The sequence below is a fragment of the Arthrobacter sp. HY1533 genome (assembly GCF_027568515.1).
GTDB lineage: Bacteria > Actinomycetota > Actinomycetes > Actinomycetales > Micrococcaceae > Specibacter.
Genome location: NZ_JANKZF010000022.1, coordinates 1 through 22,894, shown reverse-complemented (window position 1 = coordinate 22,894; position 22,894 = coordinate 1). Strand labels below are relative to the sequence as shown.

General features: G+C 65.6%; 20 protein-coding genes. 14 read left to right on the top strand and 6 right to left on the bottom strand.

The window, feature by feature from the left end; all coding sequences use genetic code 11:
• Positions 1 to 23: 23 nt before the first annotated feature.
• From PCK14_RS15605 to PCK14_RS15595, 3 genes are all read left to right on the top strand, one after another.
• The gene (locus tag PCK14_RS15605; protein WP_269937755.1) at positions 24 to 290 is read left to right on the top strand and encodes a WXG100 family type VII secretion target; all 267 of its coding nucleotides are present in this window, start codon (positions 24 to 26) and stop codon (positions 288 to 290) included.
• Positions 291 to 437: 147 nt separating this feature from the next.
• Positions 438 to 2,717: an NAD-dependent DNA ligase LigA gene (gene ligA / locus PCK14_RS15600; RefSeq protein ID WP_269939459.1), complete on the top strand. Its 2,280-nt coding sequence runs from the start codon at positions 438 to 440 to the stop codon at positions 2,715 to 2,717.
• A gap of 18 nt (positions 2,718 to 2,735) precedes the next feature.
• On the top strand, positions 2,736 to 3,578 hold the full coding sequence (locus tag PCK14_RS15595) for an inositol monophosphatase family protein (protein WP_269939434.1): 843 nt from the start codon (positions 2,736 to 2,738) through the stop codon (positions 3,576 to 3,578).
• A gap of 57 nt (positions 3,579 to 3,635) precedes the next feature.
• Here PCK14_RS15595 and ppgK read toward each other — a convergent pair whose 3' ends face one another.
• The 5 genes from ppgK to PCK14_RS15570 all read right to left on the bottom strand — a co-directional run bounded on the left by ppgK (position 3,636) and on the right by PCK14_RS15570 (position 9,370).
• Positions 3,636 to 4,406, bottom strand: a complete 771-nt coding sequence (ppgK, locus tag PCK14_RS15590) for a polyphosphate--glucose phosphotransferase (protein ID WP_269939433.1) — start codon at positions 4,404 to 4,406, stop codon at positions 3,636 to 3,638.
• Positions 4,407 to 4,509: 103 nt separating this feature from the next.
• Positions 4,510 to 6,186, bottom strand: a complete 1,677-nt coding sequence (locus PCK14_RS15585; protein ID WP_269939432.1) for a glycoside hydrolase family 13 protein — start codon at positions 6,184 to 6,186, stop codon at positions 4,510 to 4,512.
• A gap of 46 nt (positions 6,187 to 6,232) precedes the next feature.
• A complete protein-coding gene (locus PCK14_RS15580; protein WP_269939431.1) occupies positions 6,233 to 7,147 on the bottom strand; it encodes a carbohydrate ABC transporter permease in 915 nt (304 codons plus the stop codon).
• On the bottom strand, positions 7,147 to 8,079 hold the full coding sequence (locus tag PCK14_RS15575) for a carbohydrate ABC transporter permease (protein ID WP_269939430.1): 933 nt from the start codon (positions 8,077 to 8,079) through the stop codon (positions 7,147 to 7,149). The genes PCK14_RS15580 and PCK14_RS15575 overlap by 1 nt, the downstream gene beginning before the upstream one ends.
• A gap of 19 nt (positions 8,080 to 8,098) precedes the next feature.
• A complete protein-coding gene (locus PCK14_RS15570) occupies positions 8,099 to 9,370 on the bottom strand; it encodes an ABC transporter substrate-binding protein (RefSeq protein ID WP_269939429.1) in 1,272 nt (423 codons plus the stop codon).
• Positions 9,371 to 9,556: 186 nt separating this feature from the next.
• Here PCK14_RS15570 and PCK14_RS15565 point away from each other — a divergent pair, with 186 nt between their 5' ends.
• The gene (locus PCK14_RS15565) at positions 9,557 to 10,753 is read left to right on the top strand and encodes an ROK family transcriptional regulator (RefSeq protein WP_269939428.1); all 1,197 of its coding nucleotides are present in this window, start codon (positions 9,557 to 9,559) and stop codon (positions 10,751 to 10,753) included.
• 27 nt (positions 10,754 to 10,780) lie between these two features.
• Positions 10,781 to 12,142: a CoA transferase gene (locus PCK14_RS15560; protein WP_269939427.1), complete on the top strand. Its 1,362-nt coding sequence runs from the start codon at positions 10,781 to 10,783 to the stop codon at positions 12,140 to 12,142.
• 8 nt (positions 12,143 to 12,150) lie between these two features.
• Here the strand turns inward: PCK14_RS15560 and PCK14_RS15555 are convergent, their stop codons facing one another.
• Entirely contained in the window at positions 12,151 to 13,074 is a 924-nt protein-coding gene (locus PCK14_RS15555; RefSeq protein ID WP_269939426.1) for a hypothetical protein, read from the bottom strand.
• Between the two features lie 327 nt (positions 13,075 to 13,401).
• Between PCK14_RS15555 and PCK14_RS15550 the strand changes: the two genes are divergently transcribed.
• The 9 genes from PCK14_RS15550 (at position 13,402) to PCK14_RS15510 (ending at position 22,693) form a co-directional block, all read left to right on the top strand.
• Complete coding sequence (locus PCK14_RS15550) at positions 13,402 to 13,899, top strand: GNAT family N-acetyltransferase (RefSeq protein ID WP_269939425.1); 498 nt, start codon at positions 13,402 to 13,404, stop codon at positions 13,897 to 13,899.
• Positions 13,900 to 14,031: 132 nt separating this feature from the next.
• Positions 14,032 to 14,409 (top strand): RidA family protein, encoded by a 378-nt coding sequence (locus PCK14_RS15545; protein WP_269939424.1) that lies wholly within the window; start codon positions 14,032 to 14,034, stop codon positions 14,407 to 14,409.
• 98 nt (positions 14,410 to 14,507) lie between these two features.
• Positions 14,508 to 15,863, top strand: coding sequence for an LssY C-terminal domain-containing protein (locus tag PCK14_RS15540; RefSeq protein WP_269939423.1), 1,356 nt, complete (start codon positions 14,508 to 14,510; stop codon positions 15,861 to 15,863).
• A gap of 67 nt (positions 15,864 to 15,930) precedes the next feature.
• Positions 15,931 to 16,227: an Asp-tRNA(Asn)/Glu-tRNA(Gln) amidotransferase subunit GatC gene (gene gatC / locus PCK14_RS15535; RefSeq protein WP_269939422.1), complete on the top strand. Its 297-nt coding sequence runs from the start codon at positions 15,931 to 15,933 to the stop codon at positions 16,225 to 16,227.
• Positions 16,228 to 16,230: 3 nt separating this feature from the next.
• Positions 16,231 to 17,781 carry an Asp-tRNA(Asn)/Glu-tRNA(Gln) amidotransferase subunit GatA gene (gene gatA, locus PCK14_RS15530; protein ID WP_269939421.1) on the top strand — a complete coding sequence of 517 codons (1,551 nt, stop codon included), beginning with the start codon at positions 16,231 to 16,233 and terminating at the stop codon, positions 17,779 to 17,781.
• The gene (gene gatB, locus PCK14_RS15525; protein ID WP_269939420.1) at positions 17,781 to 19,289 is read left to right on the top strand and encodes an Asp-tRNA(Asn)/Glu-tRNA(Gln) amidotransferase subunit GatB; all 1,509 of its coding nucleotides are present in this window, start codon (positions 17,781 to 17,783) and stop codon (positions 19,287 to 19,289) included. Before gatA ends, gatB begins: the two co-directional genes overlap by 1 nt.
• 293 nt (positions 19,290 to 19,582) lie before the next feature.
• Positions 19,583 to 20,902: an ABC transporter substrate-binding protein gene (locus PCK14_RS15520; RefSeq protein ID WP_269939419.1), complete on the top strand. Its 1,320-nt coding sequence runs from the start codon at positions 19,583 to 19,585 to the stop codon at positions 20,900 to 20,902.
• Positions 20,899 to 21,852, top strand: coding sequence for a carbohydrate ABC transporter permease (locus PCK14_RS15515; RefSeq protein WP_269939418.1), 954 nt, complete (start codon positions 20,899 to 20,901; stop codon positions 21,850 to 21,852). The genes PCK14_RS15520 and PCK14_RS15515 overlap by 4 nt, the downstream gene beginning before the upstream one ends.
• Positions 21,845 to 22,693, top strand: coding sequence for a carbohydrate ABC transporter permease (locus tag PCK14_RS15510; RefSeq protein WP_269939417.1), 849 nt, complete (start codon positions 21,845 to 21,847; stop codon positions 22,691 to 22,693). Before PCK14_RS15515 ends, PCK14_RS15510 begins: the two co-directional genes overlap by 8 nt.
• The last annotated feature ends 201 nt before the right edge of the window (positions 22,694 to 22,894 follow it).

Here is a 22,894-nt window from a genome sequence, read left to right as displayed (position 1 = left end):
CCTTAGAAAAAAGGATGTGCATCATGGCAGGTATGCTCGGCAGCGATCCCCAGGACATGGCGGAACTGATCTCCAAGCTGGGAACGGCAATTGACCAGATCCAGTCGGCCATGGGCACCCTGGATGGCAAGGTCAACTCCGTGAACTGGAAGGGCCCGGACGCGGAGCGCTTCAAGGGCACCCAGTGGCCGCAGTCCAAGCAGCAGCTCAACCGGGTCATCAACGACCTCAACGACGTCAAGACCCTGGTGAACCGCCAGAAGTCCGAGCAGGAACGCGCCTCGGCCTAAGCCACACGCACCCCGCTTTCTGGAACCGGCCCGCAGCAGATGCTGCGGGCCGGTTCTTTTTGTGTGTGGCCGGGTGCCGTGGATGCGCCTGCGCCCCGGGTGGGGCAAGATGGAAGCGTGAGCAGCGAGAACGAAGAAAACCAGCCCTTGACCGTCGATGAAACGCCCTCGGCGGTGCCCGAAACCGTCCCCGCCCCCGTCCCCGCGGATGCGGACCGGGAGCGCCACGGCGTCCTGGTGGATAAGATCCAGAAGTACCGGGCGGCCTACTACAACGACGATGCCCCGCTGGTCTCCGACGCGGAATTCGACGTGCTGTACAGCGAGCTCGAGACGCTCGAGGCACTGCACCCGGAGCTTGTCACCAACGATTCGCCCACCCAGCAGGTAGGCGGCGACGTGTCGGTGGCGTTCGCCGCCGTCGAACACCTGGCCCGGATGTACTCGCTGGAGGACGTGTTCTCACTCGAGGAACTCGAAGCCTGGCTGGTCCGGGCCGCGGCCTCGGTGGAAAAGCGCGGCGGCAAGGCCCCGCAGTGGCTGACCGAGCTGAAGATCGACGGCCTGGCCGTGAACCTGCTCTACCGCGACGGCGTGCTGGTGCGGGCTGCAACGCGCGGCGACGGCACCACGGGCGAGGACATCACCCACAATGTGGCCACCATCAAGGACATCCCGCAGAAGCTGCACGGGGAGAACTTCCCGGCCGAGGTGGAGATCCGCGGCGAGGTGTTCATTGCCTCGAAGGACTTTGCCGAGCTGAACGAGAAAATGGTGGCCGCGGGCAAGCCCCCATTTGCCAACCCGCGCAACTCCGCCGCAGGCTCGCTGCGCCAGAAGGACCCGGCCGAGACCGCCAAGCGGCCCCTGAGCATGTACGTGCACGGCATCGGCGCCCGCGAGGGCCTGGGCACGGCCACGCAGTCGGAAACGTATGCTCTGCTGAAGTCCTGGGGCATGCCCATCAGCCCCTACTACAAGGTGCTGGACACGCTCCCGGAGGTCATGGATTTCATTGCCCACTACGGCGAGCACCGGCACGATCTCATCCACGAGATCGACGGGATCGTGGTCAAGGTGGACGACCTCGCCACGCAGCGCGAACTGGGCCACACCTCCCGCGTGCCCCGCTGGTCGGTGGCCTACAAGTACCCGCCCGAAGAGGTCAACACCAAGCTGCTGGACATCCAGGTGCAGGTGGGGCGCACGGGCCGGGTCACCCCGTTCGGCATCATGGAACCCGTCAAGGTTGCCGGATCAACCGTGGAGCGTGCCACGCTGCACAACCAGGACGTGGTCAAGGCCAAGGGCGTCATGATCGGCGACATCGTGGTGCTCCGGAAGGCCGGTGACGTCATCCCGGAGATCGTGGGCCCCGTCATGGCGCTGCGCGATCTGCAGGACCCGCCCGTGCGTGAATTTGTCATGCCCACGCACTGCCCGTCCTGCGGCACCGAGCTGGCCCCGGCCAAGGACGGCGACATTGACATCCGCTGCCCCAATTCAAAGTCGTGCCCCGTGCAGCTGACCGAGCGCGTTGCGCACCTGGCCGGCCGCGGCGGTTTTGACATTGAGGCCCTGGGCTACGAGGCCGCGGCGGCCCTGACCAATGGGCCGGGCCCCGACCCGGCGGAGAACGGCGGCGTGATTGCCCCCAGCGGCCCCGGCCCCGTGACCAGCGAGGCGCAGGTCTTCCAGCTGGCGGAAAGCTACCCGGATCCCGCGCTGCGTGAGGCGCTGGCTGACGTCAACGTTTGGCGTGAGATCCGGTCCAAGGGCGCAGGCACCGGCAAGTTCCAGCTTGTGCCGTACTTCTACACCAAGGCCACGGCCAAGAAGCCCTCGGTGCCCTCAAAGACCACCGAGAAGCTGTTCAAGGAGCTGGACAAGGCCATGTCCCAGCCGCTGTGGCGCGTGCTGGTTGCCCTGTCGATCCGGCATGTGGGGCCCACGGCGTCGCGCGCCCTGGCCACCCGCTACGGCACCATGGATGCAATCCGTGCGGCGCTTTTGACCGAAGATGCGCGTGAGCAGCTGGCCAATGTTGACGGCGTGGGTGCCATCATTGCCGACGCCCTGATCGAATGGTTTGCCGTTGACTGGCACCTGGAGATCGTTGACGCCTGGAAGGAAGCCGGGGTGCTCATGGCCGACGCCGTGGACGAATCCGTGCCGCGCACCCTGGAGGGCCTGACCATTGTGGTGACGGGGACGCTGCCCACGCTCAGCCGCGACGAGGCCAAGGAGGCAATCATTGTGCGCGGCGGCAAGGCGGCCGGATCGGTCTCCAAGAACACCTCCTACCTTGTTGCGGGGGAGGCGGCCGGGTCCAAGCTGGACAAGGCCGAGTCCCTGGGCGTCCCGGTCCTGGACGAGGACGCCTTCAAGCTGCTGTTGGCCTCCGGGCCGGCCGCATTCGCGGAATAAACCAAGCAAAGGAAATTCATGACTGCGCACGCCGTGACCGTTGACGAACTCCTCGAGGTGGCCCTGCGGGCCGCAGCCGCAGGGGCCGCCGTGCTGGCCGCCCGGGACCCGGAAGGCTTTGGTGCCACGGAAAAATCCTCCGACGCCGACTGGGTCACGGCCTTTGACGTGGCTGCGGAACGGGCGGTGCGGGCCGTCATCTCCGACGCCCGCCCGCACGACGTCATCACGGGCGAGGAGCTGGCGCCGGAGCTGCCCGCCGAACCGTCGGGGTACCGCTGGAGCATTGACCCGCTGGACGGGACCATGAACTTCATCCGCAACATTGCCTACTACGGCACCTCGGTGGCTGTTGCCGGGCCCGACGGCGAATGGCTGGCCGGGGTGGTCAACGCCCCGGCCCTGCGCCGCGTGTACTTCGCCTCTCAGGGCGGCGGGGCCTGGCTCGATGAGACCCGGGCCGACGGAGTGCAGGGCGTGCGAGCCCTCCGCGGCCCGCTCGAGGCCCGCGGCGGAACGCTGCTGTCCACGGCATTGACGTACGACGCCGATGTGCGCCGCCGCCTGGTTTCCGAGCTCGACGCGCGGATGGACCACTTTGGCGACCTGCGCCGGCTCGGCTCGGCGGCGCTGGAACTGTGCGCCGTGGCTGAAGGGTCCGTGGACGCGTACCTGGAATTTGGCTTGTTTGAGCATGACTTTGCCGCCGGCGGGCTCATTGCGCAAGAGGCCGGGGCGTGGGTGCACCGGCCAGTGCTGAGCCCGGCGGTCAACGGGCTGCCCAGCCGGGAAGAGGTGCTTTCGGTGTGGACAGGCGCCTGCGTGCCGGGGCTGGAAGGAAGCTTCGCCCCGGAGCAGTAGCCGCCGCGTACGTACCCGCTCTGCGCGCATGTAGGGACATGCGCGCAGAGCGGGTAGCTATGCGGCGGCCAGCGCCGCCCCCACCACTCCGGCTGAATTGTGCAGCTGCGCCGGCACCACGGGTGTGCGCAGGCTGATCAGCGGCAGGAACTCCGCGTGCCGCACCGAGATCCCGCCGCCCAAGATGATCAGCTCCGGGGAGAAGAGGAACTCCACATGGGCCAGGTAGTCCTGCAGCCGCGCGGCGTAGCCCGCCCAGTCCAGGCCCTCGCGTTCGCGGGCCACGGCCGAGGTGCTGGCCTCGGCCTTGCCGCCTCCCAGTTCCAGGTGGCCCAGCTCAAAATTGGGCACCAGTGTTCCGTCCACCACGAGGGCCGAACCTATGCCCGTGCCGAGCGTCAGGACCAGTACCGTGCCGCCCTGCCCACGTCCCGCCCCGCGGGAGGCCTCAGCGAGCCCGGCGGCATCGGCGTCGTTGATGGTGGTGGCGGGCCGGCCCAGGGCTTCCCCGAGCAGTTCGTTGACCTGCAGGCCGATCCAGTCGTCGCTGATGTTGGCGGCGGAGTGGGCCGTGCCATGGCGGATGATGGCGGGGAACGCAATGCCCGCGGCGGTGTGGGGGAGCGGGGCAGCGTCCCACAGCTCCACCGCGGCGAGCAGTTCGCGCATGGCTTCGGCCATGGCCCGCGGCGTTGCCGGATTCGGCGTGGGCAGCTGGGCCAGGGGGCCGGCCAGGGCACCGGATTCAATGTCCACCACCCCGTACTTGATGGAGGTGCCGCCAATGTCAATGCCGAGGCGGAGGGCATCGCGGGAAAGGGTGTCCAAGGTGTGTCCAATCATGTGGTTCAAAAACGGGGGCTGCCGCCCGCCCCTGAATGCGGGACGGGCGGCAGCGGGGTCTCGGCAAGCTCGACCAGCGGGGTCGGGACTAGGAAACCAGCCAGGCCGTGGCGTTGGCGGGCAGCTTGCCGTCTTCCAGGGGAACGCTGCTCACGGCAACTGTTCCGGTGGGGAGTGCGACGGCGGTTTCGCCGAAGTTGGTGACAACGTTCCAGCCGTTGGGGCGGGCAAAGTGCAGCACGTCCGGGTTGGTGTTGCTGATCCACTCCAGTTCCTCGCCGGTCTGCAGCTGGCGGCGCAGGGCCAGGGCGTTGCGGTACAGGTTCAGGGTTGAACCTTCCACCGTGTCCTGGGCGTCCGCTGCGTGCTCGGCAAACCAGGCCGGCTGCGGCAGGTGCGCCTGGGCATCGCCAAAGCCAAAGGACTTGTCGGCGCTGGTCCAGGGCAGGGGAACGCGGCAGCCGTCGCGGCCAACTTCAATGCCCGTGTTGCGGAAGAACGCGGGGTCCTGGCGGTCGGCGTCGGCAATGTGGGCCACCTCGTGCAGGCCCAGTTCCTCGCCCTGGTACAGGTATGCGGAGCCGGGCAGGCCCAGCATGAACAGGGTTGCGGCGCGGGCGCGGCGCAGGCCCAGCTCGCGGTCCAGTTCGGTTTCGTCGCCGCCGTTCAGGAGCCAGGCCTTGCCGTCCTGGGTCTTCTCGGCGTCGGCCAGCTTGGGCAGGCCGTAGCGGGTGGCGTGGCGGACCACGTCGTGGTTGGAGAAGACCCAGGTGGAGGAGGCGCCGGTTGCGGCGGACTCGGCCAGGTTCTTCGTCACGATTTCAGCGAAGGACTTGGCCTCAAAATCGGCCATGAGCAGGTCGAAGTTGAAGGCCTGGCCCAGGCTGTCCAGGGATGCGTAGCGGGCGCGGCGGGACTGGTCCACCCAGGCCTCGGCCACGGCCGTGCGCGGCGGGTTGTACTCGTTGAACAGGGCACGCCATTCGGCGTAGATTTCGTGGACCTGATCGCGGTCCCACAGCGGGTTGGAGCCATTGTGCAGCTTCTCCAGGCGCTGCAGTTCGGCCTTGTTCGGCAGCGGCTCGGACAGGTCCTTGGAGAGCGCGTGGGCCACGTCGATGCGGAAGCCGTCAACGCCGCGGTCCGACCAGAAACGCAGGGTCTTCAGGAAGTCGTCGCGGATTTCGCGGTTGTCCCAGTTGAAGTCGGGCTGCTCGGAGGCGAACAGGTGCAGGTACCACTGGCCGTCCGGCACCTGGGTCCAGGCCGGGCCGCCAAAGATGGAGCCCCAGTCCGACGGCGGCAGCTCGCCGTTGGCGCCCTGGCCGTCACGGAAGATGTAGCGGGCACGGGCTGCGGAGCCCTTTTCGGCGGCGAGGGCCTCCTGGAACCAGGCGTGCTGGTCCGAGGAGTGGTTCGGGACGATGTCCACGATGATCTTCATGCCGGCGTCGTGGATGGCGGCGGCCATCTCGTCGAAGTCGGCCAGGGTGCCCAGTCGGGGGTCGACGTTGCGGTAGTCGGCAACGTCGTAGCCGCCGTCGGCCAGTTCGGAGGGGTAGAACGGGCTGAGCCAGACGGCGTCCAGTCCCAGTTCCTTGAGGTAGTCAACCTTGGCGGTGATGCCCTTGATGTCTCCGAGGCCGTCGGCGTTGGCGTCGTAGAAGCTGCGCGGGTAGATCTGGTAGACGGCGGCCTGGCGCCACCAGTTGGGGTCTGCGGCCAGGTTGTCGGCGTCCAGAACGGAAAGCGGGGAAGCGGTCATGGTGTTTTCCTTACGGGTAGAGCGGGTTTTGGAAGTGGGTGGGGCGCTATTTGACGGCGCCGCGCATCACGCCGGACATGATCCAGCGCTGGGCGAACAGGTAAACCAGGAGGGTGGGTGCCAGTGCCATGAGGTAGGAGGCAAAGGCGAGGGAGTAGTTGGTGTTGAACTGGCCCTGGAACAGTTGCTGGACCACCGGCAGGGTCTGCAGCGCGGGGTCGGCAATGAGCATCTGGGGGAGCAGGAAGTCGTTCCAGGAACCCAGGAAGGCGAAGATGCCCACGGTGGCGCTCATCGGGGCAAGGAGGGGGAAGATGACCTTGCGGAACGTCTGCCAGGTGCTGGCGCCGTCGAGCCTTGCAGCCTCCTCCAGTTCCACCGGAATGGAGCGCAGGAAGGCAATGAACAGCAGAGAGTTGAAGGAAATGCCGCCCACAATGTGGATGAAGGCAACACCCAGCGGGTTGTCCAGCCCAAACATGGCCGTTTGCTTGATCAGCGGCAGGATCACCACGGGGAACGGCACAAACATGGCGGAGAGGAAGTAAATGTAGGAGAGCCGGAAGAACTTCTTGTCCCAGTTGCGCACAATGGCATACGCCACCATGGAACTGGCACCCAGGGCGCCCAGCACCGAGATGACTGTGATGAATGCCGTGGACATGAACGCGGCCGGGTAGTTGGTCAGTTCAAACGCCTGGGCGAAGTTTTCCCAGTGCGGGTCGCTGGGCCAGGCAAAGCCGGTGCCGGAAGCGGCTTGTTCGGGGGATTTCAGGGCCATGCTGATGGTGAAGTACAGCGGCACCAGGATGGTCAGCGATGCCACCAGCAGCAGCGCCGTCATCCACCAGTTGATCTTGTAGCCCTCGCGGTTGATGCGCCGGGCCTTGGCGGGGCGGGGATCCTCCGGCGCCTGGGGATTGGCGGGTTTCGGGGGCAATTTCGTCAAGGTTGAAGTCATTACAGTGAAACCTCCCGGCGGCGCAGGATTTGCAGCTGCAGCAGCGAAATGATGAGCGTGATGATGAAGAAGATGATCGCGTTGGCCATCTGGTACGAGTAGTCGCCGCCGGCAAAGCCGGAGAAGATGCGCATGGCCACCGACTGGGTTGCCGTGCCGGGGCCGCCGCCGGTCAGGGCCACGATGATTTCGTAGGTGCCCAGGTAGCCCTTGAAGCCCAGGATGATGTTGATGACCATGTAGCCGGCAATCAGCGGCAGCGAGATGCTGCGCAGCTGGCGCCAGGGCCCGGCGCCGTCCAGGGAGGCTGCCTCATAGACGTCCTCGGAGATGCTTTGGAGCCCGGCCAGGTAAATGATGGTGGCGCCGGGTGCCGCCTGCCAGACGGTGACAAACACGATGGCCGCCCACGCCCACTGCTCGTTGGCCAGGATGCTCGTGGCCAGGGGTGCAATGCCCAGTGCTTCGGCAATGCCGGGCAGGGTGTTGGAGAACAGGTAGTTGAACACGTAGGCGATGATGAGCCCGGAGAGCACCATGGGGATGAAGTAGATGCCGCGAATGCCGGTCTTGAACTTGATCTTCGAGTTCAGGCCCAGGGCCAGCAGCAGGGCAACCACGTTCACCGCAACGGTTGCCACGATGGCGAAGAAGAAGGTGAACGCGTAGGACGCCAGGATTTCGGGGTCGGTGAAGATGTTTTGGAAGTTGCGCAGGCCCACCATTTTCCAGTCGCCGTAGCCGGCGTAGTTGGTGAAGCTGAAGAATCCGCCAATCAGGGCCGGAATGGTGCTGAAGATGGCGAAAAGGACCAGGACCGGAATGATCATCCAGTAGTAGGTGGGGTCAACCTTGCGTTTCTTGTGGTTGATCGTGATGGCGGTGTCGCTGTCAGCCGGGGCGGCTGCGCGGACGCTGGCGGGGGCAGTCATGATTTTCTCCTTTGAAGATCTAGGCGTTGCGGGCGGCAACACGGTGCCAGGAGTCGTCGAGGGTGGTCAGGAATGCGTCGGCGTTCTTGTTCAGTGCCAGCGTTTGGAAGTAGTTGTTCAGCGTGATGGCCGGCGGGAAGTAGTTGGTCACGTTGAGGTAGTACTGGCCGTCGGTGATGAACGGCTGCAGGCCTGCAACTTGTTCATTGGTGGTTTTCGCCGCGCCCTTGAGCGGGGAGAAGGCGGAGAACTTGTTGTTGTAGGCGTTCACCACGGCCGGGTCCATGAGGTAGCTGACAAAGCGCTTGGCGGCGTCCATCCTCGGTGTGGAGCGGGCGATCGAGAACGTCATGTCCAGGGTGACCTGGGCCTGGGTTTCGCCCGGGTCCTCGGTCATGGGCAGGGGGAAGGTGCCCACCTTGATGGCGGGATTGATGGTGGTCAGTTCCGACAGCGCCCACGGGCCTTGCATGTACATGGCCGAACCGCCCTTGGCGAAGGCCGCGTTCCCATCGGTGTAGGCGCGGCTGCCGGCGTCCTTCTGCATGAATCCGAGCACCTGCAGGAACTTCTCGGTGGCCACCTTGAAGTCACCGGTGAAGGAAACCTCAGGATTGGCCAACAGATCCGCTGCGGTCATGGGCATGCGGGAGAAGAAGTCGGCCAAATCCACCGTGCCGCCCGAGACGTAGCCGTAGGGCTGGCCCAGGGTCCAGGAATCCTTGAACGTCCCGTAGATCGGGGTGATACCGGCGGCCTTGAAAGTTTCGCAGGCGGCCACGAACCCGCTCCAGGTGCTGGGCACCTCCACGTTGTGCTTGGCGAACAAGTCCTTGTTGTAGATGACGCCGGCCGCTGCCAGGGAGAACGGCAGTGCACTGAGCTCGGTGCCCTTGTACTGGCCAAAGGAGTTGATGAGTTCCAGCGCCTTGGGATCGGCCATCTCTGCCGCGGGCAGGCCGGAAAGATCGGCGAAGATGCCCTTCTTGGCGAAGTCTGCCGTGGTGACCGAATACGCGTTGGTCACAACGTCGGCGGGGTCGTCGCGGATCAGGCCGGGAACCCAGTTGCCGCCGTTGAAGTCCTGCACCACGCGGATGTCCGGGTTCTTCGCCTCGAAGTCCTTGATGAGGCCGTTGAAGTAATCCACAACCTCCGGCTTGCCCTGCTGCAGGCGGATCGTGGTGACGGCGCCGGCGTTGGCGCTGGAGCAGGCAGGCAGTGCCAGGCCTGCCGCTGCAACGGCCGCGAGGGACAGCAGCCGCCGGCGGGTCAGGTGGGACGGGCTCAAAGGGTGCGTCCTGACGCAGTGCGTGGAACATCCAACATGAAAAAAACTCCCTTGTTCTTTCGGGCGGCGTGGCTGCGGTGCCGTGATGGCCGCCTCGGGTAATTATTTGCGAGTTATATTTAGAGTCTAAATTTATGCGCTGTTAGTATTATGTACATCACACGGCCAGACGTCAAGGGGCACTTATTGGAACTCACGGCAAGCACGCCCCAGCAGCTGCGGCACACCAACATGGGGGCGATCCTGGCCATCATGCGCCGCACCGGGGCCGTCACGGGCACGGACCTCATGGAGGCCACGGGACTGGCGCGGGCGACCGTGATTGCCGTGTGCGACGACCTCATCAGGGCCGGGTGGGTCCGGGAGCTGCCGGCCCAGAAGGGTGCCGTGCAAAAGGGGCGCCCGGCACGCGTGTTTGAATTTGATGCCAAGGCCGGCGTCGTGGTGGGGCTAGACGTGGGCGTTGCCAAGACAACGGCGCTCGTGGCGGATCTTCGCGGCACCATCCTGGCCAAGGCAACCGAGGGGCTCGGCGACTTCACGGTGCCCGAAGCCGAGCGGCTGGCCAGCATCGGCAAGGCCGTGGAAGGCGCCCTGGCCGCAGCCGGGGTGCAGCCGCAGTCGGTGCTCGCGGCGGGTGTGGGCATCGCCGCCCCCGTTGACAGGGAAGGCAACATTTCCCACAGCCAGGCGTTCTGGGAAAACTTCGACATTGGCATCCAGGAAAGCCTGCGCTCACAGTACGGCTGGCCCGTGATCCTGGGCAACGACGCCAACCTGGCCGCGCTGGCCGAGGCCTGGATGGGGGTTGGCGCCGGAACGGGCGACCTCGCCGTCATGCTGGCGGGGGAGCGGATCGGATTTGGCCTGATGGAATCGGGCCGGCTGCTGCACGGTGCCTCGGGACGGACAGGCGAGGTGGGGCTCCTGCACCTGGTCGAGGGCGTGGGGAGCCCCGAGGGCATTGCCGCCCTGGCCCGCGACATGGCCGTGGCGGCCTGCGCCAAGGGCTCGCCCGCAACCAGCCTGGCCGCCCTGGCACGGCAGACCGGTGGGATCACCGCCGAGGCCGTCTTCGCCGCCGCGGCCCAGGGAGACAAGGTTGCAAAGGGGATCCTGGACGCCATTGCCCGGCGCATGGCCCGCGTGATCGCCCTGGTGGCCACCTTGATGGACCCCGAACTGGTGGTCATTGGCGGAGCCGTCGCGGAATCGGCGGCGGTCCTGCTCCCGCCGCTGCAGGCCGAGCTGGCTGGGTTTATGCCCACCCCGCCCCGGGTTGAGGTGTCCACGCTGGGGGATGCGATTGTGAACCTCGGGGCCGTCCGGCTGGCCCTGGACCACGTGGAAACCCACGCCCTGGACATCCTGGCGCAGGCGTAGCGAGCAACCCAGGCGTACTGTGGTGCCATGCATGTGGCCCATGGACTGTTCCTGCCCCCGGAGCCGGTGAAGGCCGCCGGCCCCGGAACCCTGCCCTCCGCCTTCGACGTCAGTGGCCTGGCCGTTGCCGCCATGGGCGAGGCCGCCCGCGCCGCGGCTGACCTGGCCGCCGGGCTGCCCGGCCCGCCAGTCCCCGGCCCGGCAGGCATCACCGTGGACAGGGACCTAGCGTCGCTCTGGTTCGGCGCCTCCTTCACGCCCGTGGGCTGGGAACTGCCGCCGGTCTGGGACGCCATAGCCGGTGACTACCGCTGCGCCGACGGCTGGATCCGGCTCCACACCAACGCCGCGCACCACAGGGCCGCGTCCCTCAAAGTGCTGGGGCTGGGCGACGGCGCCGACCGCACAACCGTTGCCCACTCCGTCGAACGCTGGGCGGGGGAGGACCTTGAGGCCGCCGTGGTTGCGGCCAACGGGTGCGCGGCCCTCATGCGCTCGCAGGCCCGGTGGCTGGCGCATCCGCAGGGAGGCGCCGTGGCGGCCGAACCGCTCGTTGCCTGGGGTGCCGCGCGGCAGGCGGACGACGGCGGCACCCGGCAAGGCGCCCGGCCCGCCACCTCCGGGCGGCCGCTGGCAGGGGTCCGTGTGCTGGATTTGACCCGCATCATCGCCGGCCCCGTGGCCACGCGCTTCCTGGCCATGCTGGGGGCCGAGGTGCTGCGGATCGATCCGCCGGATTGGGAGGAGGCCGGGCTGGAGGTTGAGCTGACGGTGGGCAAGCGCTGCGCCCGGCTGGACCTGAAATCGGCCGGCGGCATGGCAGTGCTCAACGAGCTGCTGGCCGGGGCGGACATTTTCATCCACGGCTACCGCCCCGATGCCCTGGACCGGCTGGGCCTTTCGGAGGCGGAGCTGGCCGTGCGCCACCCGCACCTGGTCAACGTGGCGCTGGATGCCTACGGCTGGAGCGGGCCGTGGGCGCAGCGGCGCGGCTTCGATTCGCTCGTGCAGATGAGCTGCGGGATCGCGGACACGGGAATGGGGCATTTTGCCTCGGAGCGCCCACATCCGCTGCCCGTCCAGGCGCTCGACCATGCGACCGGCTACCTGGCTGCGGCGGCTGCCATCGACGCCTGGCGGGACCGGCTGGCTGGAACCGTGCGCAACCCGCGGCTGTCACTGGCCAGGACCGCCGTGGAGCTCATGCGGACCGGGCCCTCGGACCCGCAAGCTCCGGCGCCGGTGCTGGGGAAATCCCTGTTGCTGCCCGAGGAAACCGAGTGGGGGCCGGGGCTGCGCCTGCCGGCAGCAGTGCACATTGCCGGCTTGCCGCTGCGCACGGAGTTGCCGGCCCGGGGCTTCGGCAGCGCGCCGGCCCGCTGGCAGTAGCCCCCGCCCTAACCGTTCCAGCCCTGCCGGCGCAGCGCCTTTTTGAACATTTCAACCACGTAGGCGTCGCCCCGCCGCATATCGGCCTTGTACACCTTGACCTGAATCCAGCCGCGTTCCGCTGTTCGCTGGTCGCGGGTCCTGTCGAAGAGCTGCTTCTGCGTGGTCTTGTGGATCTCGCCCTCGTATTCGCTGCAGGTTTTGTACTCTTCGCAGGCGAGGTCCGGCCAGACGTCGGGATCTCCGGCAATGGCGTAGTTCGTGAGGAACACGGGCAGGCCGGCACGGTGCAGCATGAGCCGCAGCTGGGTTTCCGGAGGGGAATCCACGCCGATCCGCATGAGGTCCACGGCTGCCCGGGCCTTGGCAAGGCCCCGGAGGTGGTGCTTGCCTTCCACGTAGCTCCGCAGCGTGGCCGCCGGGACAAACGCCACCTTGGGCGGTTCAAAGGGGCGGTCATGTTCACAAATCAGGAAATCCGCAACGGCCACCAGCTGGTCCAAGGTGAGGATTGTGGCCAGGTCCAGGAAAGTGCGGGCCGGCGAGGTGACAGGGACGCCTTCCATGTACGTGATCTCGGACCGGTCGAGGTCCGTGGTATGCCCAACCACGCCCCTGCGCCTTGGCTGGGCCTCCCGGGCAGGGTTGGTGAGGTGGATCGACCTGATGTCTTCGTCAAACCACGGCAGGGGCAGGCCATGCAGTTGTGCGGCAGTGACATGGGAGATGCAGCTTCGCTGATTCAGGACCGTGTAGGGGCGAACCCGGTCCAAAAGCGTCTGTTGTTTCCCGATGGGGACGCGGATTCCCCGGCTGGGCGTGCACAATGACCTTGCGCGAAGACGGCTGTTGGTGGCACCGGCCGCGAGGCCCTCTCCGCGTGTGAAGGACCGCCGGGCAAGGAATTCGAAGGCGCGGGATCGGGCGACCATGAATAAAGTCTGGTCCAATTCCATCCATCGCGTCGGGACTTATCCACAGTTGGGAGCCGGCCTGCGCACTGCCAGGCAATCCAAACAGCAGTTCATGCGATCCGGAGCCCAGACGCCGATTCCAAACCACAGCACGAGCCATGATTTCAGCGATTCCGCCGCATGTGCTGCCGTTTGGATTTGTTCCGGGCTCCTGGATCGCACCAACTGTGGTTTCGATGCAGGAACGGCGGATTTCCTTCGCGCCGCCCGGGTGCGGAAGACTGGGATGGCAAGGTATGCCGCGAGCACTTTGCCCCAGATCGAAGCAAAGGAAGCCGCCTCCGCATGAGCATTGCCGTCCGCCCCATCACCGAAGCCGACTATGACGCCGTCGCCCGGATCACGGCCGACGCCTATCTCGGGGCGGGGTATTTTGACAGCGTTGAATACCCGTACATGCAAAAGATCATGCGCGTGAGGGAGCGGGCAGCCGTGGCACCCATGATCGTGGCCGAACGCAATGGCGTGGTGGTTGGCTCGGCCACCCTGGCCGTCCACGGGGATGAATGGGCGGACATTGCCCTGGCGGATGAGATGGAATTCCGGCTGCTCGTGGTGGACCCGGCCGTGCAGCGCAGCGGCGCCGGACGCGCCATGGTGGAGTACATCCTGGACCGTGCCCGCCACACAGAGGGCATTGCGGCCGTCAGCCTCACCACCGGCGACAACTGGCACACGGCCCACGCCCTGTACCGCAAGCTGGGCTTCACCCGCGTACCCGAACGCGACTGGCCCATCCCGGAAAACGGCAAGATGCTGCGTGTCTACCGCATGGTGCTCTAGGGGCCGCTCCGCCGCGGCACCGCCACCCGGCCGTGCAACAAACGCAATGAATTCCACGGGCAGGACCCCTTGCCCATAGGGTGGTGGCTCCACCATCCGGGCACAGCGCCCCACGACGCAAAGGACATCCACGTGCGTAAAATCTACGGTTCCGGCTCCAGCTGGGAAAAGACCCTCGGCTACTCCCGCGCCGTGCAGGTCAACGACACCCTGTACATCTCCGCGACCTCGGCCGCCGGTCCGGACGGCACGGTTGTGGGCGAGGGCTTCTATGACCAGAGCGCCTACATCCTGGGCAAGCTCGAGGCCGTGCTGGCCGAGGCCGGATTCTCCTTCGCCGACGTGGTCCAGTCCAAGATCTACCTGACCGACATCGCCGCGTGGGAAGAGGCCGGCCGGGCCCATGGCGAAGTCTTTGGCGAAATCCGCCCCACCATGGCGCTTGTCCACGTGCTGCCGTTCCTGGACCCCGCCATGAAGGTCGAGATCGAACTCGTCGCCCAGCGCTGACTGGCCCGGCACCGGGCGCGCCGCCATGTGGGGCGGCCGCCCGGTGCACAAGCCCCAGCCCCCTGCCGGGGCTTGTGCATCCCGTCTAGGATTGCCCCATGGGGACCCGAACACACATTAAGCGCGCCAAGCCTGCGCGTGTGCAAAGCGCCCGGCGCCGCTCGGTCAATGCCTTCGTGGACAACCTCGTATTCGTGTTCAGCGGGGTCGCGGCCGTGTGGCTGGCCTGGCTGGTGCTGTCCGAGGGATTCGCCCTGGGCTGGTACCTGGTCCTGTTCTTTGTGCTATTCTGGCTGGTCCTGGCCTACCTGGTGCTGCCCCGCCTGCACCGCATCCTGACCTCCATTTACGTCCCGGACTATTTCATTGGTCGCGCCCGCACCAGCGACGGCCTGCTGGGCGACCCCGTCAACCTTGCCGTCATGGGCACCGAGGAACAGTTGCATGAGGCCATGACCCGGGCCGGCTGGATCAGGGCCGACGCCGTCACCCTCGCCTCTAGCTGGCGCATCGTCACCTCCACGATCCTTCGGCGCAGCTACGACGAGGCACCCGTGAGCCCGCTGCTGCTGTTCGGCCACCAGCAGGACCTGGCCTACCAGCAGGAAGTGGCCGGCAATCCGGCCAAGCGCCACCACGTGCGGTTCTGGCGCTGCCCGGACGGCTGGCTGCTGCCCGGAGGGCACAGGGCGGACTGGATGGCGGCGGGCACTTTTGACCGGGCCGTGGGCTTCTCCCTGTTCACCCTCCAGGTCACCCACAAGATCGACGCCGACACCGACGTCGAGCGCGACCACATCGTTGCAACGCTGCAGGCAGGCGGCCCCGGCATCCAGGTGCGCATCATTGAGGATTTCGCCACGGGCTACCACTCCCGCAACGGCGGCGGGGACAGCATTGTCACCGACGGGGACCTGCCCGTGGTGGACCTGTCCGGCGTCGACGTGCCCGCGGACGGCAACCCCCTGGGGCCGGACCTGGACGCCAGACGGGACACGCAGGCCCGGCGCAGGCCCACCTCCACCAGCCTGGGCGTTTTGCTGATGGCGATTCGTGTGGTGGTCGGCGCCGCCACCGTGGCCACCCTGCTGGCCGACCGCCAGGAAATTCTGGGGGTCTCGGCCGCCAGCGTGAGCGCCGACGAGACCCGGGCGCTGGATATTTTCCTGGTGGTGGTCACCGTGCTGGCTGCCCTGGGCGTTGCCCTGTACCTGTGGCTGGCCTACCTGGTGTTCCGCGGCAGCAACTGGGCAAGGATTGCCACGATGGCCTACAGCGCACTTTTGGTTGCCGTCTCGGCGGTCTCCTTCGTTGAGGGGGAGTCCATCACGCTCGCCAACAACTTGTTCGGCCTGCCGCTGGACATCCTGGTGCTGCTGGCGCTCTCGGCCCGCAGCACCCGGGAGTGGGCAAGGCGGCCCCGCTCGGAGACCGGCATCTCAGTGTCCCGGTGATTTGATCCTGTGCTGCGACCGATAAGCTAGGAACAAGACAACTTTTTCTTTTTAACAGGGGAGATCCATGGCTGCGATCAACCGTGACGACGTGGCGCATTTGGCGCAACTGGCTCACATCGAGATGAGTGACGAAGAACTGGACCGCATGGCCGTTGAACTGGCCGTGATTGTGGATTCCGTCAAGAGCGTCAGCGAGGCTGCCGGGGACGACGTGCCCACCACCTCGCACCCGATTCCGCTGACCAACGTCATGCGTGAAGACGTTGTGGGCCACGTGCTCACGGTGGAAGAGGCACTCTCCGGTGCCCCCGATTCGGCCGACGGCCGCTTCAAGGTGCCCGCAATTCTGGAGGAAAGCTAAACCATGAGTGCCAATGAACTGATCCGTTCCAGCGCAGCCGCCATGGCCGCCAAGCTCGCCGCAGGCGAGATCACCTCCGTCGAGCTGGTCCAGGCCCACCTGGACCGCATTGCCGAGGTCGACGGCGGTGAGCGCGGCGTCAACGCGTTCCTGCACGTCAACGCCGAAGAGGCCCTGGCCGTCGCGGCCGACGTCGACGCCCGCCGCGCAGCCGGCGAGGAACTCCACGAGCTGGCCGGTGTGCCCATCGCCATCAAGGACCTCATCGTGACCAAGGGCCAGCCCACCACGGCCGGCTCCAAGATCCTCGAGGGCTGGATGAGCCCCTACGACGCCACCGTGATCAAGAAGATCCGGGCCGCGCGCATGCCCATGCTGGGCAAGACCAACCTGGACGAATTCGCCATGGGTTCCTCCACCGAGCACTCCGCCTACGGCCCCACCCGCAACCCCTGGGACCTGGACCGGATCCCCGGCGGCTCCGGCGGTGGTTCCGCGGCAGCCGTGGCAGCCTTCGAGGCGCCCCTGGCCCTGGGCACCGACACCGGCGGCTCCATCCGCCAGCCCGGCGCCGTCACCGGAACCGTGGGCGTCAAGCCCACCTACGGTGCGGTCTCGCGCTACGGCGCCATCGCCATGGCCTCCTCCCTGGACCAGATCGGCCCCGTGAGCCGCACGGTCCTGGACTCGGCCCTGTTGCAGGAAGTCATTGGCGGCCACGACCCCTTCGACTCCACCTCGCTGACGGACCCGTCCACGGGCCTGGCCGACGCCGCCCGCCTGGGCAACGTTGCCGGCATGAAGATCGGTGTCATCAAGGAACTCCACGGCGAAGGCTTCCAGCCCGGCGTGGAGAACCGCTTCAACGAATCCCTGGACCTCCTGCGCGAAGCAGGGGCCGAAATCGTCGAGGTTTCCTGCCCCAACTTCGGCTACGCTCTGGGCGCCTACTACCTGATCATGCCCAGCGAGGCCTCCTCCAACCTGGCCAAGTTCGACGGCGTCCGCTTCGGCGCCCGCACCCTGCCCACCGAGGGCCCGCTCACCATTGAGCGCGTCATGGGCGCCACCCGCGCCGCCGGCTTCGGCGACGAGGTCAAGCGCCGCATCATCCTGGGCACCTACGCCCTGTCCGCAGGCTACTACGACGCCTACTACGGCTCGGCCCAGAAGGTGCGCACCTTGATCCAGCGCGACTTCGAGGCCGCGTTCGCGCAGGTCGACGTGCTGATCTCCCCGACGTCCCCCGTCACGGCCTTCAAGCTGGGCGAGAAGCTCGATGATCCGCTGGCCATGTACCTCAACGACATTGCCACCATCCCGGCCAACATGGCCGGCGTCCCCGGCCTGACCCTGCCCGGCGGCCTGGCCGATGAAGACGGCCTGCCCGTCGGCATCCAGTTCCTGGCTCCCGCCCGTGAGGACGCCCGCCTGTACCGTGTGGGTGCCGTGCTGGAATCCCTGCTGGAAGCCAAGTGGGGCGGCCCCATCCTGGACCAGGCACCGTCGCTGGTCGAGCTCGTCCAGACCACTGCTGCCAAGGAGGCCAACTAATGAGCGTTGACACCATTCTCAGCTTCGAAGAAGCCATGGAAAAGTACGACCCCGTCCTGGGCTTCGAGGTTCACGTTGAACTGAACACCAAGACCAAGATGTTCTCCTCGGCACCCAACGCCTTCGGCGACGCCCCGAACACGAACGTCAACGAGGTGTGCCTGGGCCTGCCCGGCGTGCTGCCCGTGGTGAACAAGAAGGCCGTCGAGTCCTCGATCCTGATCGGCCTGGCGCTGAACTGCAAGATTGCACCGCACAGCACCTTTGCGCGCAAGCAGTACTTCTACCCGGACACACCGAAGAACTTCCAGACCTCCCAGTACGATGACCCCATCTGCTACGACGGCTGGATCGACATTGAGCTCGAGGACGGCACCGTCTTCCGCGTGGAAATCGAGCGCGCACACATGGAGGAGGACGCCGGAAAGCTGACCCACATGGGTGGCTCCACGGGCCGCATCCAGGGCGCCGACTTCTCCCTGGTGGACTACAACCGCTCCGGCGTGCCGCTGGTGGAGATTGTCACCAAGACCATCGAGGGTGCCGGATCCCGTGCCCCCGAGCTGGCCAAGGCCTACGTGGCCGCCATCCGGGAAATCGTGAAGAACCTGGGTGTCTCGGACGCCAAGATGGAGCACGGCAACGTCCGCTGCGACGCCAACGTTTCCCTGCGCCCGCATGGCCGCGAGAAGTTCGGCACCCGCACCGAAACCAAGAATGTGAACTCGCTGCGCGCCGTCGAAAACGCCGTGAAGTTCGAGATCCAGCGCCACGCTGCGGTTTTGGACTCCGGCGTGGCCATCACGCAGGAAACCCGCCACTGGCACGAGGACACCAAGTCCACCACCTCCGGCCGGCCCAAGTCAGACGCCGACGACTACCGCTACTTCCCGGAACCGGACCTGGTGCCCATCGTCACCACGGCCGAATGGGTTGAGGAACTGCGCGCCACCTTGCCTGAGCCGCCGGCCGAGCGCCGCAAGCGCCTGCAGGCCGACTGGGGCTACTCCGACCTGGAGTTCCGCGACGTGGTCAACGCCGGCCTCATGGACGAGATCGAGGAGACGGTTGCCGCCGGCGCCTCGGCCGCCGCGGCCCGCAAGTGGTGGATGGGCGAGATCGCCCGTCGCGCCAAGGTTGCCGATGTGGACCCCGCAGCGCTGGGCGTCAGCCCGGCCGTGGTGGTTGAAATCGAAAAGCTCATCGCTTCCGGTGCCATCAACGACAAGTTGGCCCGCAAGGTGCTCGACGGCGTCCTCGAGGGTGAAGGAACACCCACCGAGGTTGTGGCCAAGCGCGGCCTCGCCGTGGTTTCCGACGACAGCGCCCTGCAGGCAGCAATCGACGAGGCCCTGGCGGCACAGCCCGACGTGGCCGAGAAGATCCGCGGCGGCAAGATCCAGGCCGTTGGTGCCATTGTTGGCGGCGTCATGAAGGTGACCCGCGGACAGGCAGATGCGGCCCGCGTGCGTGAATTGATCCTCAAGACGCTGGGCGTCGAAGGTTAACATTCCCGCAGCCGTCCCGGACTGACCGGGGCCAAGCGCCCGGTACAGGGTTGCGCACCATCACGGTGCGGAACCCGGTACCGGGCGCTTTTTGCTGCCTGGCGGCGGGCAAGGAACCGAACAATCATGCGGATAGATTTCAGGTAACAATCAGAAAGCTTCAGAAACTTCGTTGTACTTAACCGTTTAATGTGTTCAGCTGTGATGCGTATCACCCTCGGCCGCAAAGGTGCAGCCGGCGGGCTTCCACGCAGCCCGCAGCAGGCAAGTGAAATCCAACGGAGGACAAGCCCATGACCAATCTGAATCGTCGAACGTTCCTGTCCGTGGCCGCCCTGGCAACGGCAACGGCAACCTTGGCCGCGTGCGGCAACAATGGAACCCCGGGCTCCGGAGCGGCAGCCGGGGACTATGCGGCGCCGCCCAAGGACATTTCAGCAGAGCTGACCTACGCCATCTGGGGCGCCGCCCAGAAGCCGTTCCTGCAGGAATCGATTGATGAGTTCAATAAGGAGTATCCCAACATCAAGATCAGCATTGATGTGACTCCTTCCAAGGGCGGGGCCTACTGGACCAAGATCCAGACCTTGGCCTCGAGCAACACCCTCCCGGACGTCTTCTGGATGAACGGACCCAAGATCAAGCTCTACGCCCAGAACGACCAGCTGCTGCCGTTGGATGGCATCGTCGCCGCCAAGGCCGTGGACCTGGCCAACTACCCCCAGGGGCTCGTGGACCTGTACACAGTTGATGGCAAGGTGTACGGCATTCCGAAGGACTACGACTCAAGTGCCATCTTCTACAGCAAGTCCCTGGTAGCGGCCGCAGGGGTGCCCGAACCCACCGCAGACTGGACCTGGGAAGACCTCAAGAAGCACTCGGTGGAGCTGTCCAAGTTCTATGAGGGCAAGGGCATCCACGGAGTCACGGCCGATCTGACCGGCGGCCAGACCAGCTACTACAACACCATCCTCGGCGCCGGCGGCGTGGTCATCACCAAGGACGGGAAGAAGAGTGGCTACGACTCGCCCGAAGCCATCGAAGGCGTCCAGTTCTGGCGCGACTTGATCGAAGCAGGTGCATCGCCGAGCATGCAGCAGATCACCGAAACGTACTCGGCCGACCTCTTCCGCTCGGGCAAGGCCGCCATCACGATGGAGGCCTCCTACGAGGCCGGCGCCACCTTCGAGGCCATGGGCGACGACGTCAAGGTCGTGCCGCTTCCCAAGGGACCGGTCAGCAACCAGAGCGTCATCCACGGACTTGCCAACGTCATTCCCGCAAACTCGAAGAACCCGGATGCCGCCAGGGCATTTGTTGCCTTCCTGGCCGGCAAAAAGGCCGCAGAGCTGCAGTCCGCCAGCGGCCAGGTCATCTCCGCATTCAAGGGCACCCAGCAGGCATGGGTTGATGCCCTGCCGGGCATGGGCGCGCAGGCATTCCTTGACGCTGCCGAGTCGGCCTCGCCGTACCCGGCATCGAAGAATTCAGGTGCCTGGGGCAAGTACGAGCAGGACCTGCTTCCCCCGGCCTTTGCTGGAACCAAGCCCGTGGCTGACTCGGCCAAGGAATTGGCAACAAAGATGAACGAGGCATTGGCCCAGGAAGCATGAGCCGCGTCCTGACCGCCCCGCCCAAGGCTGCGGTACCGCCACGGGATCCCTCGGAAAAGGCTGTGCGGCGCCGCAGCATCAAGCGGGACGGAATTTGGCCCTGGGTCTTCATTGGCCCCACCGTCTTTGGCATGGGCCTGTTTTATGTGTGGCCGGTCCTGCAGACCTTCTACTACAGCTTCACCAAGTGGGGTGTCTTCGGCGGATCAAAATTCATTGGCATCGAAAACTATGTGCGCCTGCTCAGCGACTCCGAAATTCCGCAATCGCTGCTGAACACGGCCCTGTACACAGCGATTGTCCTGCTGGGCATCCCGATTGCCATGGTTCTTTCGGCATTGATGGAAACTCCCGGCATGAAACTGGCGGGCTTCTACCGGACCCTGTATTTCATCCCGTACATCACCATGCCCGCAGCGGTGGGCATTGTGTGGCGGCTGATCTTCAACGGGGACTTTGGCCCCATCAACTGGTTCCTGAGCCTCTTTGGAATTCAGGGGCCGTACTGGACCTCAACGCCGGGATTTGCACTCGTCGCCGTCGCACTCGTGGGCCTGTGGATGTCCATGGGCTTCAACCTGATCATCATGGGTGCCGGCATGCGCGAGATCCCGCGGGAAATGTATGAGGCTGCGGAAATGGATGGGGCCTCGCGCCTGCGCCAGTTCTTTTCCATCACCGTGCCGTTGCTGACCCCGAGCATCTTCTTCGTTTCGGTGCTGACAGTCATTGGCGGATTCCAGCTCTTTGACCTGCTGTACATCATGATGGGCAAGTCCAACCTGGCCATGCCGCAGACACAGAGCCTTGTGTACATCTTCTACAACCAGGCATTCCTGCAAAACGACAAGGGCTACGCTGCCGCAATCGGCATCCTGATCCTGGCCGTCATTGCCATCCTTACCTTCATCCAGTTCCGAGTCCAGAAAAGGTGGGTCAACTATGTCTAGCCTTGCCATTCCGGTGGGCCGGCCCGTCAAGCGCGGGCGCCACGTCCTGGCCCACATTGTCCTGGGCGGCGGAGCCCTGCTGATGATCATGCCCCTGCTCTACCAGGTGGTCATGTCCATCTCCACCAATGAGGAGGTTCAGAGCACCCCGCCAATCATCTGGCCCTCTGTCATCCAGTGGCACAACTTCGCGGATGTGTTCACCATGATGAACTTCGGCTCATCGTTGAAGGTCTCCATCCTGATCACTGTCATCCGGGTGGTGGGACAGGTTGTCCTCTGCTCCCTGGCAGGGTACGCCTTTGCCAGAATGCATTTCCGCGGGCGCGGACTGATCCTGGCCTTGATTCTTTCGCTGCTCATGGTGCCGGGACAGCTGTTCCTTATTCCGCAGTTCCAGATCATCCAGAGCCTGGGCTGGTTGAACACCATCCCCGGCATTGTGGCGCCTGGCATCTTCAGTGCTTTCGGCGTCTTCCTCATGCGCCAGTTCTTCATGGGGCTGCCGGACGAGCTCGAGGACGCAGCACGCATGGACGGGGCAAACCCCTTCCAGATCTTCACCAAAATCATGCTGCCACTTGCCGCCAACGGGGTGTGGGCATTGGCCATCATCACCGTCTTGTGGTCCTGGAACGACCTCCTGTGGCCACTGGTCATTGCATCAACCCAGGACGCCGCGCCCTTGAGTGTCGGGTTGGCGAACCTCCAGGGCGAACACTCCAACAACTACCCGATCCTCATGGCCGCCTCAATCATGGCCATGGCCCCGATCCTGGTCCTCTTCATCGCGCTGCAGAAGAAGGTCATGGCCGGGATTGGACGCTCGGGACTGAAGTAGGGCTGCTTTTCAATAATTTTCAGGGCATTGAAACAAAGGACGTGATGAAGTGACTGAATTGCTGGAATTCGCAACCGGTTCGGGTGTTCCTGTGCGGGATATGCGGGTGGGGATTGTTGGTTTTGGTTTGCGGGCCTCGTTGTGGAAGCAGGTGCATCGTCCGGGCCTGGGTTCTGAGGTGGTGATGGTGTGTGATTTGTC

Coding starts and splice junctions, on each gene's coding strand:
- PCK14_RS15605 (WP_269937755.1), top strand. CDS start 24: ATGGCAGGTATGCTCGGCAGCGATCCCCAGGACATGGCGGAACTGATC.
- PCK14_RS15595 (WP_269939434.1), top strand. CDS start 2,736: ATGACTGCGCACGCCGTGACCGTTGACGAACTCCTCGAGGTGGCCCTG.
- PCK14_RS15585 (WP_269939432.1), bottom strand. CDS start 6,186: ATGACCGCTTCCCCGCTTTCCGTTCTGGACGCCGACAACCTGGCCGCA.
- PCK14_RS15580 (WP_269939431.1), bottom strand. CDS start 7,147: ATGACTTCAACCTTGACGAAATTGCCCCCGAAACCCGCCAATCCCCAG.
- PCK14_RS15575 (WP_269939430.1), bottom strand. CDS start 8,079: ATGACTGCCCCCGCCAGCGTCCGCGCAGCCGCCCCGGCTGACAGCGAC.
- PCK14_RS15560 (WP_269939427.1), top strand. CDS start 10,781: ATGCATGTGGCCCATGGACTGTTCCTGCCCCCGGAGCCGGTGAAGGCC.
- PCK14_RS15555 (WP_269939426.1), bottom strand. CDS start 13,074: ATGGTCGCCCGATCCCGCGCCTTCGAATTCCTTGCCCGGCGGTCCTTC.
- PCK14_RS15550 (WP_269939425.1), top strand. CDS start 13,402: ATGAGCATTGCCGTCCGCCCCATCACCGAAGCCGACTATGACGCCGTC.
- PCK14_RS15540 (WP_269939423.1), top strand. CDS start 14,508: ATGGGGACCCGAACACACATTAAGCGCGCCAAGCCTGCGCGTGTGCAA.
- gatC (WP_269939422.1), top strand. CDS start 15,931: ATGGCTGCGATCAACCGTGACGACGTGGCGCATTTGGCGCAACTGGCT.
- gatA (WP_269939421.1), top strand. CDS start 16,231: ATGAGTGCCAATGAACTGATCCGTTCCAGCGCAGCCGCCATGGCCGCC.
- gatB (WP_269939420.1), top strand. CDS start 17,781: ATGAGCGTTGACACCATTCTCAGCTTCGAAGAAGCCATGGAAAAGTAC.
- PCK14_RS15520 (WP_269939419.1), top strand. CDS start 19,583: ATGACCAATCTGAATCGTCGAACGTTCCTGTCCGTGGCCGCCCTGGCA.
- PCK14_RS15515 (WP_269939418.1), top strand. CDS start 20,899: ATGAGCCGCGTCCTGACCGCCCCGCCCAAGGCTGCGGTACCGCCACGG.
- PCK14_RS15510 (WP_269939417.1), top strand. CDS start 21,845: ATGTCTAGCCTTGCCATTCCGGTGGGCCGGCCCGTCAAGCGCGGGCGC.